Here is a 20,574-nt window from a genome sequence, read left to right as displayed (position 1 = left end):
ACAAAGTTTGAGGCCTAAGAATTCCGAATAACCGGAATGCACAGTATATTTTAAATTGTTTCTTCCGAGAGGAACTTAGCAGAAGCAAAATCACGGTTCATACGCGCAATATTCTCTAATGAAATTCCTTTAGGACATTCGGCTTCGCATGCACCTGTATTGGTACAATTTCCAAAACCTTCTGCATCCATTTGTGCTACCATGCTTTGCACGCGACGGTAACGTTCTGGCTGACCTTGTGGCAATAAAGCCAATTGAGATATTTTTGCGGATACAAATAACATTGCAGATGCATTTTTACAAGTAGCAACACAGGCACCACAACCAATACAAGCTGCGGCTTCAAACGCTGCATCAGCATGCATTTTAGGTATCGGCAAATTGTTTGCATCCTGAGCGTTACCAGTGTTCACAGAAATGAATCCTCCGGCGGCTATAACCCTGTCAAATGCAGAACGGTCTACAGTTAAATCCTTTACCACAGGAAAAGCTGCGGCTCTCCAGGGCTCAACAACGATGGTATCGCCATCTTTGAAAGAACGCATGTGTAACTGGCAAGTTGTTACCAAATCTTTTGGACCATGTGGGCGCCCATTAATGAACATAGAGCACATGCCGCAAATCCCTTCCCGACAATCATGGTCAAATACAACAGGTTCTTCTCCTTTATTAATCAACTGCTCGTTTAATACATCGAACATTTCTAAAAAAGACATATCCGGTGAAATGTCTGCTAATTGGTAGTCAACCAAAGCACCTTTGGTTTTATTATTTTTCTGACGCCAAACTTTTAGCGTTAAGTTCATATTTCCTGTACTCATGATATTGAGATTTAGGCGGGGAGCATAGTGCATATGGCTTAAAGGCTCTATGCACAGTGCTCTCTGCTATTTATAACTTCTTTGTGCTACTTTAATATTTTCAAACTTCAACTCTTCTTTATGCAGTTCGAAATTTACACCTTCTTTAAATTCCCATGCTGCAACGTAGGCATAGTTAACGTCATCACGTAAAGCCTCGCCTTCCTCTGTCTGATATTCTTCGCGGAAGTGACCACCACAACTTTCATTACGGTTTAATGCATCAATGCACATTAATTCACCCAATTCGATAAAATCGGCAACACGACCAGCTTTCTCCAACTCTGGATTTAACTCCTCAGCTATTCCAGGTACACGAACGTTACTCCAGAATTCAGCACGTAAAGCTCTGATTTCCTCAATAGCTTCCTTTAAACCTTTTTCATTACGAGCCATACCACATTTTTCCCACATAATGTGGCCCAAACGTTTGTGGAAATAATCTACAGATTTGGTTCCTTTGATGTTGATAAGCTTATTAAGAATTCCTTTTGCCCTTTCTTCGGCTTCCACGAATGCAGGATGATCGGTAGGGATTGCCTTTACAGAAATCTCCTTCGATAAGTAAGCACCAATGGTGTAAGGTAAAACAAAATATCCATCAGCTAAACCTTGCATTAATGCCGAAGCACCTAAACGATTAGCACCATGATCTGAAAAGTTAGCTTCACCAGTACAGTATAAACCAGGTACAGAAGTCATTAAATTATAATCCACCCATAAACCACCCATTGTATAGTGAACCGCAGGATAGATACGCATTGGTGTTTCGTAAGGGTTTTCACCTGTTATCTGCGCATACATATCAAATAGGTTTCCATATTTTTCTTTTATTACGGCAGTACCTAAACGCATGCAAGTATCTTTATCTGGGTTGTGAATACCCGCTTTTGAAGCCTCAATTCTACCATAACGTTCCGTATTAGCTTTGAAATCCAGGTAAACTGCCAGTTTTGAAGCACCTACACCATAACCTGCGTCACAACGTTCTTTTGCGGCCCTAGATGCTACATCACGAGGCACAAGGTTACCGAAAGCAGGATAACGACGCTCTAAATAATAATCTCTTTCGTCTTCAGGTATTTCCGAAGCCTTACGGGTGTCATCTTTCTTTTTAGGTACCCAGATACGCCCATCGTTACGTAGGGATTCTGACATTAAGGTCAATTTTGACTGATGGTCGCCGGATACAGGAATACATGTCGGGTGTATTTGCGTGTAACATGGATTGGCAAAATAAGCACCTTGCTTATGTGCTTTCCAAGCGGCCGTAACGTTACTACCCATCGCATTGGTAGACAGATAAAATACGTTACCGTAACCACCTGTTCCTAACACAACGGCGTGTCCAAAATGACGTTCGATTTCGCCTGTAATTAAGTTACGAGCGATAATACCACGGGCTTTACCATCAATTTTCACCACTTCAAGCATTTCATGGCGGGTATACATTTCTACTTTACCCATACCAATCTGGCGTTCCAAAGCAGAATAGGCCCCTAATAACAACTGCTGGCCAGTTTGACCCGCAGCATAGAAAGTACGCTGAACTTGCGTACCACCGAATGAACGGTTATCTAACAAGCCACCATATTCACGAGCTAAAGGCACACCTTGAGCCACGCATTGATCTATAATATTAGCACTTACCTCTGCTAAACGATGCACATTTGCTTCGCGGGCACGGTAATCGCCACCTTTGATTGTATCGTAAAAAAGACGATAAACACTATCGCCATCATTCTGATAATTTTTTGCTGCATTAATACCACCCTGCGCAGCGATAGAGTGCGCTCTACGGGGCGAATCCTGGAAGCAAAAACACTTCACCTTGTAACCCATTTCAGCTAAGGTAGCAGCTGCTGAAGCACCTGCTAAACCAGAACCTACAATTATAACTTCGATAGTTCTTTTATTCGAAGGGTTAACCAAAGGCACAGAAGACTTATATTTCGTCCATTTACTGGTTAATTCACCTTCTGGAATATTTGAATTAATATCTGACATATCTCTTTTGCGCTAAAATTAATTAATTAAATGTGTGTAGACCGCAATTGGCATCAAAGCGAAAACAATCGAAATAATGATTGCATACCAGACGCTTACACTTTTAATTAAGCCGTTATATTTTGAATGGTTCCAACCCATAGTTTGAAAGGCGGAAGCGAAGCCATGTAATAAATGGTAACATAATGAAATCATTAAAAGAACATAGGCAACTACCCGAACCGGGTCTTGAAATTTTTCCCTCATCACGGCATATAAATCTTCATTACCGTTTGCGTCTACTGTCGGAATCCCGGTGAAACGAGAAACCACCCAGAAATCCTTAAGGTGAATTACTAAAAAGATGAGCAACAATGTGCCCAATAAACCCATCGAACGGCTGTACCATTTACTATTTGCATTGCCATTGTAGGCAGCATATCCTTCCGGACGAGCCTTTCTATTTTGGATTGTAAGGTTAACCGCCTGATAAATATGCACGAGCAAACCCAGGAATAAGATATACTCACCAGCTCTTATTATCCAGTTCGTTGCCATAAAGTGTGCTCCGATATTAAACTTCAACCCATTATCGTCAAGAAAAATTAACGAATTAATACCAGCATGTACAATTAAAAAAAGTATCAGGAATATACCTGTAATACCCATAACGTATTTTCTTCCTATTGATGAAGAAAGCGCATTTCCGAAACCACTCATTTGATTAGGATTTATATCTAAATTTCTTGCAAAAGTATCTATTTATAGACTTAATTTATAAACGATTGTGACAAAACACAGATAAAACATTTATTTAGAAACATTCTAAAGCACATTTGCAATTTATTCTATAATAAGAACATTTAAAGTCTGCCTTCAGATTTCAGGAACTTACGACATTATCGATTATTTTTTTATTTTCACTATTAGTAATTAATAAGAACGGGTCTAATCGCCTACTCCATTAACGCTAATAATAATACTCCTATTTATAACCATTAGACGTTAAGGTAATTAAGAAAACAATTTTCAAATCTTCAGACACACCCCTTAACTTCCTTAATTCCTTAATGGTAAATAATGATACTCCTATTTTATAACCATTAAGAAGTTAAGGTAATTAAGAAATCAATTTTCAAATCTTCAGAAACACCTTAAATTCTTAGTTCCCTAATGGTAAATAATGATACTCCTATTTATAATCATAAAGAAGTTAAGGTAATTAAGAAATCAATTTGCAAATCTTCAGACACCCCTTAAATTCTTAGTTCCCTAATGGTAAATAATGATACTCCTATTTATAATCATAAAGAAGTTAAGGTAATCAAGAAAACAATTTTCAAATCTTCAGACACACCCCTTAAATTTCTTTTCCTTAATGTTTATCTAATCTGGCGGTATAAAGACTAATAATAGTTTTTTCTTTCCTATGCGAAGTAATAACTATATTTATTATAACAAACCTGCTATTTCTGGCCATCCCCTAGTTTGTTTAATATAAATTCTTATTTCATCAACTTATTAATGACTAAAAAACAAATTACTCAATTGTCTTATGAAATAGTTGGCTGTGCTATTAAGGTACATAAAGAACTAGGACCAGGTTTGTTGGAACACATCTACGAAAAATGTTTAGGCTATGAATTAGAAAAGGATGGTTTTTTAGTAGAACACCAACATATTGCATCCGTTGTGTATGACGACTTGGAAATGAATATCGATTTACGCCTGGATTTATTCGTAGAAAAAACGATTGTTATCGAAATAAAAGCGGCTACCAATATTCTTCCTGTTCATGAAGCGCAGCTAATGACCTATATGAAACTTGTTCAAGCTCCACAAGGAATACTATTAAACTTCTTTACGGATAACATCACAAAATCAGCCAGGTATTATGTTAATGATTTCTTCAAAATCCTCCCTGAGGGATAAAAAATATGGCAATAAAAAAAGTCCCGGTAAATTACCGGGACTTTTTAACGATTTATGTGTTCGAGTTTTCTTAAGCTACTTTTACATTTACCGCGTTTAAGCCTTTTCTACCTTCTTCTACATCGTAGTTTACGGTATCATTCTCACGAATGTTATCGATTAAGCCTGAAGCATGAACAAAAATTTCGGCATCGCCATTAGATGGAGTGATAAATCCGAAACCTTTAGTTTCATTAAAAAATTTTACTGTTCCTTGTTGCATTATATTGTATTTTAATTTGTTTCAAAGATAGTGTTAAATACCTATAAATCAATTTTTTATTTTTTAATATATAAATAAGGGCTAAAATGCTGTTCACTGCATGCTAAAGCCTGTTTCCACAATAAAATTAAGAAATCTGACTTAAAAAATCAACTCGTATAGCGAAGATTCACTTCAAAACGGCACCTTAACTATAAGCTGGCTCCTGTTGCCGCTCGTAGTTCACAACAAGGTCGTCGGTCATTTTTACAATAAAAATTTCGTTAAAAAGGCCTTTAATATCATAACTTAAAACCAGTAAATCACCAACCAACTCATGTAAAACCAACCGCGGACTTGTATAAGTTAAAGAAACTACATGCCCGGCTTTGTTCAACAGATCAGAGGTAATAATGTGAAGTTCGGCCAATGCAAAAAGTATAGATGTATTTTCCATATCCTGTAAAACAGGTATTTTATTTTCCAAAGCATCGATTGTATTCATTACGGAATACTGAAGTCTTTGATGTAATCTGCTTGCGCTTTCATTTACCTCTATCATCTGGGAAAAGGTATTTAAACGCTGGTTTAAATTAAATGGCTTCGACCTCTTTTGAAATTCGCAGTAAGTGTCATGGAAAATCCGGCGTTCAAACTCTGTGCGACACATGAAGTTAAAATATTGTTTCGTACGGAGATTGATGTAAGCTAAAGCCATAACATTTAATTTTAATTAATATTTACAGATGCTGGTGATGCCTGAATCATCAGCATTATCTAAATACGGATATCCGTCCGGTAAATGAGAATCTAAAATGTGTTTATGATTTTAGATAAACAAGTCCCATTGATAAAACGAATGTTTATCGTAGATCGCTTCAATGGCGTAAAAATAAAAATTGATTAGTAGACAGATTATGTCTTTGAAGTTAGGAAATCCTGATAGCCGCTTTTGACTACCGATAGAAAAAAAAGGATTTCCCAGCTTATATAAAAGCTAAGAAATCTGATCTGAATTATTCGAGTTCAAACTCCTGATGGTATTCGGGAATGGCAACGTGTTTAAAACCATGTTCCTTTAACCTGGTTGCAAAGTTTTGCTGAACTTCATATTCCCCGTGTACCAGGAATAATTGTTTAACTTTAGCTGGATCCTGTCCTGATAAAAATTTCAATAAATCTTCATAATCTCCATGTGCACTCATTGATTTTATTGAACGAACTTCCGCTTGTACCTCATAATCATCGTGAAAAATATTGACGACTTTTTGCCCGGCAATTAACCGTCCGCCCAACGAAGATGGCTCGCAATAACCAACTATTAAAATTGTGTTCTTTACATTGCTTATGTTATTTCGAATGTGATGTTTCACCCTACCGGCTTCAGCCATTCCAGATGAGGATATAATAACGCATGCTCTCGGATCCTGATTTAAGGCTTTGGATTCTTCCGCTGTTTCGATGAAGCGTAGTCCTTTAAAACCAAAAATATCATGGTCCACCTTTAAGATTTCTTTAACACCGTTATTGTAAACTTCAGGATGGTTTCTTAGAATCTCTGTCGCCCTTGAAGACAATGGACTATCTACATAATAAGGAACATCAGGTAATTTGCCCTTTAGTTCTAATCCATTTAAAGCATACAGAAGTTCCTGCGTACGACCAACACTAAATGCAGGAATGATAACTTTTCCCTTTTTGATGTTGCAGGTATTATTTATCACTTCATAAAGCATATCTTCAATCGGGTCCAGATCCTTATGCAAGGAGTCACCATAAGTGGATTCCATTAAAATATACTCTGCCTGATCAAATTGTTGCGGACTTTTCAATAACAAATCTTCATAACGGCCTACGTCACCACTAAATGTAATGCGGGTAGGTTTATTATCCTCTGTAATCGTTAAATGCACGGCTGCACTGCCAAGAATATGCCCTGCATCTGTAAATTTTAACCGGATGCCAGGTTCAATATCAAAATCTTCATTGTATTCCACAATCTTCATTTTACCGACTGTTTTAACAACATCATCTTCAGTGTAGAGCGGTTGCTCCTCTTCCTGGCCCGGCTTTAAATGCCGATTGGCAAATTCTGCATCCTGCATTTGTATTTTTGCAGAATCCATCATTAAAATCCTGGCCAAATCCATTGTTGCCGCCGTACAAAAGATATTTCCTTCAAAACCCGATCCCACTAAGCGAGGTAGTAAGCCGCAATGGTCTATATGGGCATGAGACAGCACAAGGTATTTGATTTTTTCTGGATCGAAACCGAAAGCGTTGTTGAGCTTATCGGTAAACTCTCCCATGCCTTGAAAAAGGCCACAATCTAATAATATTTGGGTTTCGTTTTTTAGTGTAATCAGGTGTTTACTACCCGTAACTGTACGTGCAGCACCGTGAAAAGTTATTTTCATTCGTGATGGTTAGAAATTATAATTGAATAAAAATGCCGGTATTAACCGGCATCTCCAATTATTTATGCTTTTATGTCGGCTATTTTGTCTTTAACCTTATCAGCTACACCCGAAGCTTTATCTGTAAGACCTGCAAGTTTATCTTTGGAAGCATCCAGCAAATCGCTAAAAAAATCAGATACTTTCCCTTTTAAATCATCTGATGAATCAGAAGATAGTGCTAATGCAATTGTTGCACCCAAAGCCGCTCCGGCTAATACACCTACTATAATTTTTGTTTCCTTAGTCATAATCTTATTTTTTAATATTAAACATAAATTAGCTGCTGCTGTTTTATTTTTTTAACAACACAAAAACCAAACCATAATGAAAAGCATTTTCTTTATCGATTTAGATAATACGATTTATTTTACCAAGCCCAATGAGGATCAGTTAATGGGCGGCTTGTATCATGTTCTGGAACAACAGGACTTAGGCATTTCTGATGAGCAGTATCAAATTGCTAAAAAAGAAATGTTGAGAATACCGTTTCAGAAAGTGGCTTTAAAATTCGGGTTTAAACAAGAAGCTATTGATAATGCAATAAAATATTTAGTCAACGGCGAGGTAACGTCGCCACTAACGCCGGGGGAGGATTATCATTTCATAAAATCACTTAGGGGTAGAAAATTTATTGTTACAGCAGGATTTCAGAAGAAGCAAGCCACAAAAGTGACAATGCTGGGTATAGCTGATGATTTTGAAGAAGTTTATATTGTCGATGTCACAACTTCAAATCAAACTAAAAAAGATGCTTTCAAAACATTGATAAGTAAACACAATTTGAATCTTAATGACATACTGGTAATCGGCGACGATGTTGACTCTGAAATCAAATTTGGCTTAGAGCTGGGTTTGACCACTTTTTTACTGGATCCTGAAAATCTGTATCCGGATGCCAAAACTACTTTTAGAGGAACTGATTTTAGTAAACTTCATGAAGCAGCCGGACAAGCTTAAATAATTTCACAAAAAAAGTCCCGAATTTCATCGGGACTTTTAAAATCAAAATTCTTATCCTCTTCCGCCTCTTGTAGGCCTGCCACTTTCTGAACCTCTTTCGCCACCGCGACTTTGTTGTTGTGGTTGAGCTTGCTGTTGACGTTGCTGTTGCATTTGCTCATTACGCTGTTGCATTTGCTGGCGTTGCTGGTCGGCCTGCTGAGAACGTTGCTGATCGCGCTGTGCCCTCTGCTGCTCTGCTTGTTGCTGGCGTTGTTGGTCGGCCTGCTGAGAACGCTGCTGTTGCATTTGCTCATTACGTTGTTGCATTTGCTGATCGCGTTGTGCTCTTTGCTGATCTGCCTGCTGAGCGCGCTGTTGTTGCATTTGCTCATTACGTTGCTGCATTTGCTGATCGCGTTGTGCTCTTTGTTGCTCTGTCTGCTGAGCACGTTGCTGTTGCATCTGCTCATTACGTTGTTGCACCTCTCGCTGACCACGTTGCTGATCCTGATTCATTCTGTCCTGCTGATTTCTTTGTTGCATCTGCTGGATACGTTGCTGATCGCGATTTCCCCTTTCCTGCGTACGGTCGGCCAACTGTCTGTTTCGTTGTTCTGCATCACCAAAATTCTGGTTTGCACGATCAGTTCTTCCATTAGCATCGCGGTTATAAACACCAGCTCTGTTATTCTGCTGGTTATTGTTATCTCTACGATTATCTATATTTCCGTTATCACTACGGTTAGGTTGAGACATTCTACTATCATTGCGCTGCCCGAACCGATTGTCGTCATTATTTCTGCCTCGCTGATCACGGTTTGAGTAATTGTTGTCGTTTCTGCCATTTCTGCTAAAACCTGCATTTCCTTGCTCAAATTTCCTTGGTGCAGCACTTCGGTTGTCAACTGCTCCACGCTCTGGTCTAGGTCTGTAAATAGAAACCGACCTGTTGTCTATTCTGCTGGCACCGGGTCTATTGCTTTGTGCATATCTGTAAACGGTTACATTTCGGTTTGTTGCACGTCTGATGTCTTCAAGTCTTGGGCCACCATAATAACTTCTTCTGTTATAAACGTAGGTGTTATTAATAATTGTGGTATTGCGGATGTAAACATTATTACGGCCATAATCGTACCTCGGGAAAGTATTGATATAGATACTTGCTTGGGGAATGAAATTCCAGCAAAATTCAGGTACGCTGTATCGGCGACCGAAACTTAAATTTATATTGATACTTGGCGCCATTGGTGCCCATCCATAATAGCCATCCCCGCTTCTCCAGTCCACCCATGCTGGTCCCCAGTTCGTATCTGGCAGCCAAATCCATTGTCTGTAACTGTTAATAACCCAACGGCCGTAATGAAAAGGTGCCCAGCCCCAGTCATAATTAGAAACCCATGTGTTGCCATATTCTGTCATCGCCCAGCGACCGTTTGTATAATAAGGGCGAAATTCGTTCTGATCCACATCCGGACGCCACACATAACCATACTGTGGGTCTTGAATCCAGGTTCCGTAGGGAGACAATTCATCGTAAAAGGTTTGAAGCGAAACATTACCAGTATTGTAACCATCGTCCTGGTAACTTTCTTCATAGCCCTGTGCCCTGGCGAGGGTTGTGGTTCCGGCAAGGAGCGCAAACAGCCCCAGCACAAGTGCCGTAGTTTTCAGTGTTTTCATTTGTGTGTTTATATTTAATAACCTAATGTGTGTGTATCAATTAGAGAACCAAAATTATCGATGGTTTAATATGCTTGCATAGTTTTTATGTTTTATGCGAAATATTGCATTATAGGGCATATTAACGATTTATTAACGTTTGGAAACCAGTATAATTGTGCAGAAAATGAGTCAATTAGAAATAAAATTTGCTACACCACTGTTTAGAAAAGAGATTATATTGCATATGCTGGAAACTTTAAAACTTAAATTCTATTAATTGTAAGTATTTTTGCATCATGCAAAACGGTACTTTATATCTAATTCCTGTTCCTCTGGCTGAGGAAGTCGCTCATAAAACTTTTACGCCCTATCTGGTCGATACCATAAATCAAATAGACGCTTACATTGTAGAGAACAGCAAAACTGCCCGTCGGTTTTTGAAAGAAGCAGGATTAAAAACGCCGCAAAAAGATTTAATTGTTCATGATTATGGCAAACATAACAGAACAGATTTGGGTCAGTTTTTTACTGAACTTAAAGCGGGTAAAGACGTTGGCTTGATGAGTGAAGCCGGATGTCCTGGTATTGCAGATCCGGGTGCCGATATTGTTGCAGAAGCCCATAAACGTGGCGTCAAAGTAGTTCCTTTGGTTGGTCCAAGCTCCATACTATTAGCGCTAATGGCTTCCGGCTTTAATGGACAGAGTTTCGCATTTTGGGGGTATTTACCAATTGATAAAGAACAACGTACCAAGCGGATTAAAGATTTAGATCTATCCGCCAATCGTTATAAACAAACGCAGATTTTTATCGAGACACCCTTCCGTAATAATCAAATGTTAGAAGAAGTTCTAAAAAGCTGTAAACCGAATACGCAACTATGTATTGCAAGTAATCTGACCGCAGCAGATGAATTTATCAAAACTCAAAGCATTTACAATTGGCGCAAAGAAGAAATAGACCTGCACAAAAAACCAACAATATTTTTGTTGTATTAACTTATGGTCTGGTTAATTTTTAGAAACAAATTTTGAAGTGAATCCCAGCTTACTTACGCTTGCGGGTTTGAAATTGATTGCACCCTGATAATATAGGTGAAATTTTTTGTGCAATTACCTGTACATGCCTTTTCCATCTATAAAATCGACCACTTTATCCGGTAAAAAAAACTGTACATTTTTCTTTTCCTTTATCGCTTTGCGAATAAATGTCGATGAAATTTCCATTAAGGGTGTATTTGTAAAAGTTATTGATGGATGATTTTCCCATTCGGAAACATCGGCACCTGGGCGGGGGTAAACATATATTTGATAACTTTTTAGCAAGACCTCATAATTTTTCCATTTCTTAAAAGAAACTAAATTATCGGCACCCATAATCAAAACAAACTCTTTCTCAGGATATTTCTCATGGAGATAAGTTAAGGTATCAATGGTATATGAGGGTTGCGGCAGGGCAAATTCTATGTCGCTTACGCGAATATTTTCGGCATTTTCTGTAGCCAGTTTGGCCATCTCCAGCCGGTCGTACATATTCGTTAAACCACTTTTATCTTTTAAAGGATTGTGTGGAGACACAACTAACCAAACCTCATCCAGTTGGGTATGGTTAGCCATATAATTGGCAATAATTAAGTGCCCGGTATGAATCGGGTTATAAGAGCCGAAGAATAAACCAGTTTTCAAGTTTCAGTTTTTGCTAACCATTTAAAAAATCTCCAACCAACTTTTCTGCTTCCTTACAAGCTGTTGTCAGGTCGTAATTTTTCAAAATCACATCAAATTTATCTGCATAAAGCAATTCCTTCTCCGCTTTAACAAAACGTTCCTGCAATTTCTCTGCACTATCTGTCCCACGGCCACTTAAGCGCTCCTTAAGTACGTCTAAAGACGGTGGCTGAACAAAAATTGCTAAAGCATCTTCCTCGTATTTTCTTTTCAAACGAATGCCTCCTTCAACATCGATATCAAAAATTACATGCTTGCCTTCATTCCAGATGCGCTCAATTTCCGAACGTAAAGTGCCATAAAAAGTTCCATTATAAACTTCTTCAAACTCAACAAACTCCTGGCGGGCAACTTTGTGCAAAAACTCTTCTTTTGTAATGAAATAGTAGTCGTTTTCGTGCTGTTCAGCACCACGAAGTTCGCGGGTTGTGGCAGAAATGGAAAAGCTTAGTTCAGGAAACTTACTTAATAAATGGTGTACTATGGTGGTTTTTCCTGCTCCTGAAGGCGCTGAAAATATGATTAATTTGCCTTGCTTCATTCTTTTGAGACTAAAGACTAAAGCTGAAAGTCCAAAGTTTTTAACCTTTGAGCTTTAAGCTTAGTATTTCTATAATACGTTTAATAACTGTTCTTTTATCTTCTCTAATTCTTCTTTCATACCCACAACAAATTGCTGCATCTGCGCATCATTTGCTTTAGCACCCATGGTATTTATTTCCCTTCCAATTTCCTGAGATATGAAACCAAGCTTCTTACCATTAGCTTCTTTACTCGTTAAAGTTTGAACAAAATAATCACAATGGCTTTTTAAACGGGTTTTCTCTTCGGTGATATCGATTTTATCGATATAATAAATAAGTTCCTGCTCAAAACGGTTCTGATCGATATTGACTTTCCCTACCGCATCATCTAAAAACTGCGTAAACTTATCGCGGATTGCGGAAATTCTTTTTGGTTCTAGTGCTTCAACTGATTTGAAATAGGAAAGTATATTTTTGATTCTAAGCTCTAAATCTGATTTTAGAACCGCACCCTCATCTTCTCTGAATTTATTGAAATTCGCTAAGGCTTCTGTGAAAATCTGGTATAACTGATTCCATTCATCTTCACTCACACCCTCTTCTTTGTAGCTGATAACTTCAGGAAAAGTTAAAGCCGTTTGAAGCAAATTACTGCTGTTTGCATTTAGCTCATGGTTAACGGAAACCAGTTGATTGTAATAATGAGCAAGCAAGGCTGTATTTATAGTCGCACCAGTTACTTCGCCAGAACTCCGTTCTACATTAATGCTAAGACTAACTTTTCCACGTTCGATATCTTTACTGCATACATTTCGCAGAATTAATTCTTTATCAGAAAAGGCTTTTGGGTATTTTAAATTTAACTCAAGGAATTTGCTATTAAGCGATTTGATTTCGACACTATATTTTGCATTTGCATAATCGGCTGTAGCCAAGCCGTATCCTGTCATGGATTTTATCATGCGCAAAGGTATGAAAAATTGGACAATCCATAAGTGCCGATTTTTACTCTTTTGTAAAAACTTAACTGCTATTTACAAATTATAATTACTCATACCAATATCATACTATGCTTTTGCTCCAAACTTTTAACTCTACTACATTGTTTTACAGTAAAAGTTATTGGGCAATAAGATGAATATTCCAAAAGAAATGTTGGTAGACGCCAAGCTTAAAGGCATTGCTGACAAATTAAAGCCGTCAGTATTCCGCCAGGGTGATTCTTATTGTGTGCTATACGGAGCAGATGCACAAAATGGAATTCTTGGTTATGGCATTTCGATTGAAGAAGCATTAACGGACTGGGAAGGAAATTTAATAAAAACCCTCCATAACGATATCGAAATAAAAAGGGTTTTAGCTCACACTAACCCACCTCAGGATGTCAGCGCGTTTTTAGATGATTACAGAGATCGGGCAAAGCATGATGAAACTGGTTACGATATTAATAAACAGTATTAAGTATGCCTGGTCAATATGTTTAAATTAAACTTTAAGATACCTAATGATCAACACGGGAAGTGCATACAGCCTAATCACTCAATCATCGCTTTAAAATTGTAATCAGACCCAAGTCTTTTATAAGCAATAAGATTCTAGCTATTGAGCCGATAACTAAGCTTTATCCATTAAATAATGTTTAAAACCATTAAAATCTACATTTAACTTATCAGCATGTCTCGGCAATATTTCTAATGCTGTAACCTGTTCGGGAATTTCAATTTTAGCAGCAATATCTGTTGGAAAAATATCCGGGAATTTGCAGGCATGTGCCGTTGATAAAAATACAAATGCACTTTCATCTTCTGGGTTTTTTGTTCTGAATTTCTCAATCGCTAAATAAGCTATCGCCGTATGCGGACAAGCAACATAATTAAATCTGGAATCGATTTCTTTAATGCCAGCCAAAGTCTCCTCATCATTGAATCGATAAGAAGTAACCATTTTTTTTAGCGCTTCTACATCATCGCTAAATAAATCCATAATCCGAATCCAGTTGCTCGGTGCGCCCACGTCCATAGCATTTGAATAGGTTTGCGTAGACGGTCGGGCCTCATAAATACCTGTTTCCAGGAAGCGGGGAACGGTATCGTTCACATTCGTAGCCGCAATGAATTGCTTAACGGGCAAGCCTAATTTGTAGGCCAATAAGCCTGCACCAATGTTTCCAAAATTCCCACTTGGAACAGAGAAAATTACATCCTGCAAGCCTTGTTTTTTCAGTTGAGCATAGGTGTTGAAATAATAGAATGTCTGCGGAATTAACCTTGAGATGTTAATTGAGTTTGCAGAAGTGAGGCGAAAATTTGCGTTCAGTTCATCATCAGCAAAAGCCTGTTTCACCAAAGCCTGACAGTCATCAAAAGTGCCTTTAACTTCAATAGCTCTTATGTTTTGTCCGTTAGTAGTTAACTGCAATTCCTGTATCGGGCTTACTTTTCCCTCCGGATATAGAATAGTAACCCTTGTATTTGGCACCCCCAAAAATCCAAGAGCCACTGCACCGCCGGTATCGCCAGAAGTAGCGACTAAAACGTCTAATAATTGTTCGCCATCCTTCAGGAAATAAGCCATCACACGACTCATAAAACGAGCGCCGAAATCCTTAAAAGCTAACGATGGTCCGTGGAAAAGTTCTAAAACAAAAGTTTTGTCATCAAGCTTCAGGGCGGGCGCTTCAAAGCTAATCGCCTCATCAATCAAGGCTTTTAAAGCTTCAGCAGGAATTTCATCTTTTAACAATGTTGAAGCCACTTTATAAGCAATTTCCGGCAGGGAATATTGCTCTATATTCTCTATAAAATCAGCATCCAGCTGAGGAATCTCCACAGGCATATATAAACCTTTGTCTTGTGGCATGCTGTTAAAAACGGCTTCTTTAAAGGAAACGCGTAAATCTTTATTGTTGGTTGAGTATAGTTTCATTGCTCAATTGTTTTATTGTTCGATTGGTTTATCACACAATCTTGATATTCTAAGTTTCGGTCTGCGGAGACACAAACCGAGGAATTAGGGTTATGACGCCGAGTACAAACCCTACGCCCTAAACCTTTTACCTTACACCTTCTTTAAATCACCCTCGGTCCTTCCGCATTAACCGAAGAAACGTAAGCTTTGCTGTTAATATTAATTTTATGTAAGTGCTGTTGTTGGGCTTTGGTTATTTTACGGGCCGTTTCTTCATCTTTTGTCAAAGCGAAAACCGACGGACCAGAACCCGAGATTCCAAAACCGATGGCGCCGTTTTCCATGGCAATTGTCCGCATTTCTTCGAAACCGGGTATTAAGATGGAGCGTGTTGGTTCGACCAGAACATCTTTCATACTGCGGCCAATTAAATCGAAATCATTCATGAATAATCCGCTTACCAGACCGGCAACATTTCCCCATTGGGTAACGGCATCTTTTAAAAATACTTTGCTGCGAATCATCTGACGAGCATCTTTTGTAGGCACATCCACTTCAGGATAGACAATTGCAGCATACATACCGGCTGGGGTGGGTAATGAAATTACGTCCAACGGCTCGTAACTCCTCACTAAAACAAAGCCACCTAAAATCGCCGGGGCAACATTATCAGCGTGGCCATAACCGCAAGCCAACTCCTCACCTTTCATGGCGAAGGGAACCAGTTCTTTTGGGGTTAATAAATCACCCATAAGCTTGTTGATGGCAAATAAACCAGCAACTGTGCTTGCTGAACTCGAACCTAAACCACTACCAATTGGCATCTTTTTGTGTAGTTCAATTTCAACACCAACATCTAAACGGTTAATGTGTTGCAAATAATGCTGGACACTTGCACTCACTGTATTTTTCGCTGCATCTAAAGGCAGGCGACCATCATCACCGGCAATTTTTTTAATCACTACGCCCGGGGCTTCCGTTAAACGCATTTCAACTTCATCGCCCGGCTCGTTTACGGCGAAACCCAGCACATCGAAGCCACAAACTACGTTGGCTACTGTGGCGGGAGCGAAAACTTTTATGCTATTTTTCATTTTTTGTATCAAGTAGTGAGTATCAAGTATCGAGACAGGAATCTATAACTTTCCATCACCTTAATTTATCTTTTTTATTTCAACTGACGCTTTCAGCTTTAGTCTTTCTGCTTTTAGCTTAAAGATCCCACATTTATAATGTCGGCAAAAACACCGGCAGCGGTAACTTCTGCACCCGCGCCAGGCCCTTTTACTACTAATGGACGAGATTTATACCTATCTGTTGTAAAAGAGATAATGTTATCGCTCCCTGAAAGCATGTAAAAAGGGTGGCTGTCATCGACCATTTGCAAGCTTATTTCTACATTACCGTCTTCCAGTTTGCCAATGTAACGCAGCACCTTGCCGCCATCTGCCGCCTGGTTCTTTAAATCTTCGAAGTAAGCTGCGTTTTTTTGCAATTCTGAATAAAAATCCTCTACAGAAGTTGCGTTTAAACAAGCATCGGGTAAAATATTATCGATTTTTACATCGGCTGCTTCCAAAGGATAACCGGCATCACGTGCCAGGATTAACATTTTCCGCATGAAATCTTTTCCGTTTAAATCATCACGGGGATCGGGTTCTGTGTAGCCTAATTCCTGCGCTTCTTTAACCGTTTCATAAAAACCAGCATCGCCTTTAAAATTGTTGAAGATGTAAGAAATCGTTCCGGATAGAATCGCCTCAATGCGCGCCACTTTATCGCCGCTCATCATCAATTCTTTCAAAGTGCGGATGATTGGCAAACCTGCCCCTACATTGGTTTCATAATAAAAATCCACGCCAAATTTGCGGGCCGCATCTTTGAACGATTTGTATTGGGCAAAATCCGCAGAGTTTCCTTTTTTATTACAGGTAACGACTGAAATGCTGTTCTCGAAGATTTCCTGATAATATTCAATTGGCGATTCTGCTGCGGTGTTATCCACGAAAATGCAGTTTGGCAAATTCATCGATTTCATACGCTCTACAAAACCAGCCAATTCAGCCTGTTCTCCGTTGGTATTTAGTTCATTTTCCCAATCTTCAAGCGATAAGCCATCTGTATTGAAAATCATTTTCCGGGTATTGCTGATGCCGGTAACCTTAACCTGCAAATCGTTGTTTGCTGCCAGGAAAGGCATTTGCTCTTTCAATTGGTGGAATAAAGTTTTACCAATATTTCCGGTCCCTAAACAGAAGATGTTCAGCGTTCGTTTCAAATCAGTAAAGAAAGCATCATGAACCGCGTTTACTGCTTTCGATAAATCACCTGCACTGATAATCACGGAAATATTATATTCCGATGAACCTTGTGCAATTGCCCGGACGTTGATACCATTTCTACCCAAAGCATTAAACAATCTCCCACTCATGCCCGGCGTATGTTTCATGTTTTCGCCTACAATAGCCAGGACGGCCAGATTATTTTCCACTTCCGGTAAAGCCAGTTTATTAGCATCCAGTTCGAGTTCAAACTCTTTTTTAATTAAAGCAATCGCCTGTCCGGCATCGGTTGGTTTAACCGCAAAGGTAATGCTATGCTCTGATGAGGATTGTGTAATCAACACCACATTAATTTGCTCACGGGATAACAATGAAAACAACCGACCACTAAAACCCGCTTTACCTACCATACCACTTCCGGTTAGGTTAATAATACTGATGTGGTCGATAGAAGAAATGCCTTTTATCGGCAAGCTAGATGCTTGTACATCACTTTTTATATAAGTTCCTGAAAAATCGGGCTCGAAAGTATTCTTGATTACAATTGGAATTTTCTTCATGAAAGCCGGAATCATGGTCGGCGGATAAATCACCTTCGCCCCGAAATAACTTAGTTCCATTGCTTCGGTATAACTCAATTCAGGTAAAGAGAAAGCCTTTTTAACGATGCGTGGGTCAGCAGTCATCATACCGTTTACATCCGTCCAGATTTCGATTTCCTCTGCGTTTAAAGCTGCACCCCAAACGGCTGCGGTATAATCAGAACCCCCGCGGCCTAAAGTGGTCACGCGACCTGCGGCATTGCTTGCGATGAAACCGGTAACAAATAAAACCTTGCTCTGATTTGCCTGGTAGAAATCGTTAATTAATAATTCAGTGAGTCCGGTGTCGACCTTCGCCTGTCCGAAATTGCTGTCAGTTTTAATTAATTCTGCCCCATTTACATAAAGTGCTTCAGGAAATTTTTGAGAGGCGATGTGGGCAATCATAAAAGAAGAACAACGCTCGCCGTAACTTAAAATCTGATCTTTGGTTTGCAAACTCAGTTCGCGAAGATTGGTTACCGCCTGCAATAAATCTTCCAGTTCGTTAAAGAAGATTTTCAAACGTGTAAATACCGGGTTTTGTGCCGCTGCGGGTAAAAGGGAACGGATGACTGCAAAATGTTTTGCTTCGATTTCCTTTAAACCTGCGTCATAATCTTCGCCACGTCCGGCACTTTCGGCCATGTCGGTTAGCAAATTGGTTACGCCACTCATTGCCGATAATACAACTACCGGATTGCTTTTTAATTTTTCCTCAGCTACTATATTTAGCAGCGTTTTAATGTTCTCGGCCGAACCTACGGATGTGCCGCCGAATTTCAATACTTTCATTAGTCTATATTGGTTTTAACTAAATTATTACCGGGTTTTTAAATTTTTGTGGTCTATAGCCCGGCATTTCATTAGTTTGGTTTAAAAAAAAAGCGCCCCGATTTGTGTCGGGACGCTTTCTGTGTTTTGTATGTTAATTCAATTTACAACAAATTAGCCCCGCTGGTTTATCCCGGTGGTCATAATAATCGTTGTAATAATTGAAGTATTAAAAATCATTCTGTTCGTGTATTTTGTACACCGTAAAGTAGCAGATTATTTTTCTTAAATGCAAACGATTTCGAGATTTATTTGAAAATATTCTAATAAAACGTTTAACCAAATGAAATAGCCGCATTTTATGAACCGAAAACTAATATGGATTTTCAGAATCGAGTTCAACTCCCCTCCTTTTTCAAGGAGGGGTGCCCGCAGGGCGGGGTGGTTAATCAATAAGATTTATTAAAGTTCCCTGGAACCTTCGTCTAATTCTTTCAATTGCGAGTAGGAACAAACGCGGCAATTCATTTAACCCGCTTTAAGGAAGGGTATTCTGCAGCTAACAAGTGGGTAAATTTATTTACCGAATTATAAATGTTATATTTCATGACTCCTCTTTCAGGCAAGTGCATACAATCGAGATTAGTTCATGATCAAATGAACAAAAATCTGATTCAGAATAAATGCAACACAACCAAAAATAATAACCGGCAAGTATTTTTTGCGTAAAAATAATATAGCTACAATGATAATGGATAAAAAATAAAAGGTACTTATATAGATGAATGGTTTGGCCACTTCGTAGAAAACGCTAGCAGGAATAAAATCGCTAACGAGTTGAAACTTAATCTGAATTATCGGAGTAACATTGTAAGCAAATAACAAAATTAATATCGTTAGCGATACAATGGCAAAGATTTTAAGGTCGCTTTTATTATTCACCGCGCAAAACTAAAAGAACTGTTGTAATATCCTAAAAACCTTACTATAAACCTTATCATTAAAACAACTCTAGAAGTTTTTTTGCACTAATTATTTCTAAATTTGTACTGCTTAGTTTTTGGAAATTATGATTGCTTGAAATTATAAAGTTTAACTTATGTTTCACCGTAGTGTAGAAATGAAGCGCATCTTCCATATCATTTATAGAAGAATTTAAAGCATGTAAAATGATTTCTTCATCGGATTCGATAATATTTACAATGAGTAACAATTCTAAAAGGAGTTCTTTTGCTACTTTATTTCCATAACTTTTCTCTAAGTAAAATGAAGTAGTTTGTAAAATTGAAATGCTTATGAATGCTTCAACTTTCTCGTCTTTGGCAAGAAGAAGTACTTTTTCCGCATAGTCAAAGTCATCTCTTTTGAGGAAAAAGTCCAGTAGAACATTAATGTCCAGAAAAATCTTAAAAACCATACTTTTCTTTTCTGGCTTCGTAATATTCCTTTTTAAAATCGAAATCTTCCGGAAAAATTGGCTTCTCTAATTTGTTAACTATTTCGAAGAGTTTCACTTTTTGTTGTTTAGGCTGTGTTATTTTCCTGAAATAGCTTTCAACTAATTCAGAAACACTTGTACCAATTTTTGCCGCATGTTTTTTTGCCTGAATGAGTAATTCTTCCTCAATCGTTAAATTAACCCTTGCTTTCATAAATCAAATATACGCATAAATTTTAATCATGCGCATACATCTAGG

Annotated in this window: 20 protein-coding genes; 4 read left to right on the top strand and 16 right to left on the bottom strand. The window is 38.4% G+C overall.

The annotated features are described in order from the left end of the window. Nucleotides 1–50: 50 nt before the first annotated feature. From ASF92_RS02880 to ASF92_RS02870, 3 genes are all read right to left on the bottom strand, one after another. Complete coding sequence (locus ASF92_RS02880) at nt 51–821, bottom strand: succinate dehydrogenase/fumarate reductase iron-sulfur subunit (RefSeq protein WP_056089108.1); 771 nt, start codon at nt 819–821, stop codon at nt 51–53. Nucleotides 822–887: 66 nt separating this feature from the next. Continuing rightward, nucleotides 888–2,867, bottom strand: a complete 1,980-nt coding sequence (locus tag ASF92_RS02875; protein WP_056087504.1) for a fumarate reductase/succinate dehydrogenase flavoprotein subunit — start codon at nt 2,865–2,867, stop codon at nt 888–890. An 18-nt stretch (nt 2,868–2,885) separates the two neighbouring features. After that, nucleotides 2,886–3,566, bottom strand: coding sequence for a succinate dehydrogenase cytochrome b subunit (locus ASF92_RS02870; protein WP_056087501.1), 681 nt, complete (start codon nt 3,564–3,566; stop codon nt 2,886–2,888). Between the two features lie 804 nt (nt 3,567–4,370). On the opposite strand from ASF92_RS02870, the gene ASF92_RS02865 reads away from it, so the two are divergent. Continuing rightward, the gene (locus tag ASF92_RS02865; RefSeq protein ID WP_056087498.1) at nt 4,371–4,778 is read left to right on the top strand and encodes a GxxExxY protein; all 408 of its coding nucleotides are present in this window, start codon (nt 4,371–4,373) and stop codon (nt 4,776–4,778) included. Between the two features lie 70 nt (nt 4,779–4,848). On the opposite strand, the gene ASF92_RS02860 is transcribed toward ASF92_RS02865, so the two are convergent. From ASF92_RS02860 to ASF92_RS02845, 4 genes are all read right to left on the bottom strand, one after another. Beyond that, complete coding sequence (locus tag ASF92_RS02860) at nt 4,849–5,040, bottom strand: cold-shock protein (protein WP_010599638.1); 192 nt, start codon at nt 5,038–5,040, stop codon at nt 4,849–4,851. A gap of 187 nt (nt 5,041–5,227) precedes the next feature. Then, on the bottom strand, nt 5,228–5,581 hold the full coding sequence (locus ASF92_RS02855) for a hypothetical protein (protein ID WP_157263688.1): 354 nt from the start codon (nt 5,579–5,581) through the stop codon (nt 5,228–5,230). A 454-nt stretch (nt 5,582–6,035) separates the two neighbouring features. Then, nucleotides 6,036–7,436, bottom strand: a complete 1,401-nt coding sequence (locus ASF92_RS02850; RefSeq protein ID WP_056087492.1) for an MBL fold metallo-hydrolase RNA specificity domain-containing protein — start codon at nt 7,434–7,436, stop codon at nt 6,036–6,038. A 62-nt stretch (nt 7,437–7,498) separates the two neighbouring features. Continuing rightward, nucleotides 7,499–7,726, bottom strand: coding sequence for a YtxH domain-containing protein (locus tag ASF92_RS02845; RefSeq protein ID WP_056087490.1), 228 nt, complete (start codon nt 7,724–7,726; stop codon nt 7,499–7,501). Between the two features lie 76 nt (nt 7,727–7,802). On the opposite strand from ASF92_RS02845, the gene ASF92_RS02840 reads away from it, so the two are divergent. Then, complete coding sequence (locus tag ASF92_RS02840; RefSeq protein ID WP_056087487.1) at nt 7,803–8,435, top strand: HAD family hydrolase; 633 nt, start codon at nt 7,803–7,805, stop codon at nt 8,433–8,435. A 54-nt stretch (nt 8,436–8,489) separates the two neighbouring features. Here the strand turns inward: ASF92_RS02840 and ASF92_RS02835 are convergent, their stop codons facing one another. Then, complete coding sequence (locus ASF92_RS02835) at nt 8,490–10,100, bottom strand: DUF6600 domain-containing protein (protein ID WP_056087485.1); 1,611 nt, start codon at nt 10,098–10,100, stop codon at nt 8,490–8,492. Nucleotides 10,101–10,378: 278 nt separating this feature from the next. Between ASF92_RS02835 and ASF92_RS02830 the strand changes: the two genes are divergently transcribed. Next, complete coding sequence (locus ASF92_RS02830; RefSeq protein ID WP_056087482.1) at nt 10,379–11,080, top strand: SAM-dependent methyltransferase; 702 nt, start codon at nt 10,379–10,381, stop codon at nt 11,078–11,080. Nucleotides 11,081–11,194: 114 nt separating this feature from the next. Here the strand turns inward: ASF92_RS02830 and nadD are convergent, their stop codons facing one another. The 3 genes from nadD to ASF92_RS02815 all read right to left on the bottom strand — a co-directional run bounded on the left by nadD (nt 11,195) and on the right by ASF92_RS02815 (nt 13,283). Next, nucleotides 11,195–11,767, bottom strand: coding sequence for a nicotinate (nicotinamide) nucleotide adenylyltransferase (gene nadD, locus ASF92_RS02825; RefSeq protein ID WP_056087479.1), 573 nt, complete (start codon nt 11,765–11,767; stop codon nt 11,195–11,197). Nucleotides 11,768–11,780: 13 nt separating this feature from the next. Further along, nucleotides 11,781–12,350: a guanylate kinase gene (gene gmk, locus ASF92_RS02820; protein ID WP_056087476.1), complete on the bottom strand. Its 570-nt coding sequence runs from the start codon at nt 12,348–12,350 to the stop codon at nt 11,781–11,783. A gap of 69 nt (nt 12,351–12,419) precedes the next feature. Continuing rightward, complete coding sequence (locus ASF92_RS02815; protein ID WP_056087474.1) at nt 12,420–13,283, bottom strand: YicC/YloC family endoribonuclease; 864 nt, start codon at nt 13,281–13,283, stop codon at nt 12,420–12,422. A 184-nt stretch (nt 13,284–13,467) separates the two neighbouring features. Here ASF92_RS02815 and ASF92_RS02810 point away from each other — a divergent pair, with 184 nt between their 5' ends. Further along, nucleotides 13,468–13,794 (top strand): hypothetical protein, encoded by a 327-nt coding sequence (locus ASF92_RS02810; protein WP_056087471.1) that lies wholly within the window; start codon nt 13,468–13,470, stop codon nt 13,792–13,794. Between the two features lie 153 nt (nt 13,795–13,947). Here ASF92_RS02810 and thrC read toward each other — a convergent pair whose 3' ends face one another. The 5 genes from thrC to ASF92_RS02780 all read right to left on the bottom strand — a co-directional run bounded on the left by thrC (nt 13,948) and on the right by ASF92_RS02780 (nt 20,529). Further along, nucleotides 13,948–15,258 (bottom strand): threonine synthase, encoded by a 1,311-nt coding sequence (gene thrC / locus ASF92_RS02805; protein ID WP_056087468.1) that lies wholly within the window; start codon nt 15,256–15,258, stop codon nt 13,948–13,950. A 143-nt stretch (nt 15,259–15,401) separates the two neighbouring features. After that, nucleotides 15,402–16,334 carry a homoserine kinase gene (locus tag ASF92_RS02800; protein WP_056087466.1) on the bottom strand — a complete coding sequence of 311 codons (933 nt, stop codon included), beginning with the start codon at nt 16,332–16,334 and terminating at the stop codon, nt 15,402–15,404. Nucleotides 16,335–16,447: 113 nt separating this feature from the next. Further along, nucleotides 16,448–18,898 (bottom strand): bifunctional aspartate kinase/homoserine dehydrogenase I, encoded by a 2,451-nt coding sequence (gene thrA / locus ASF92_RS02795; RefSeq protein WP_056087463.1) that lies wholly within the window; start codon nt 18,896–18,898, stop codon nt 16,448–16,450. Between the two features lie 979 nt (nt 18,899–19,877). Further along, complete coding sequence (locus ASF92_RS02785; RefSeq protein WP_056087458.1) at nt 19,878–20,294, bottom strand: PIN domain-containing protein; 417 nt, start codon at nt 20,292–20,294, stop codon at nt 19,878–19,880. Continuing rightward, a complete protein-coding gene (locus ASF92_RS02780; protein WP_056087455.1) occupies nt 20,284–20,529 on the bottom strand; it encodes a DUF6364 family protein in 246 nt (81 codons plus the stop codon). The genes ASF92_RS02785 and ASF92_RS02780 overlap by 11 nt, the downstream gene beginning before the upstream one ends. Between the last annotated feature and the right edge of the window lie 45 nt (nt 20,530–20,574).

It is taken from the genome of Pedobacter sp. Leaf176 (genome assembly GCF_001424305.1).
Classification (GTDB): Bacteria; Bacteroidota; Bacteroidia; order Sphingobacteriales; family Sphingobacteriaceae; genus Pedobacter.
This window is presented reverse-complemented; position numbering and strand designations above follow the sequence as displayed.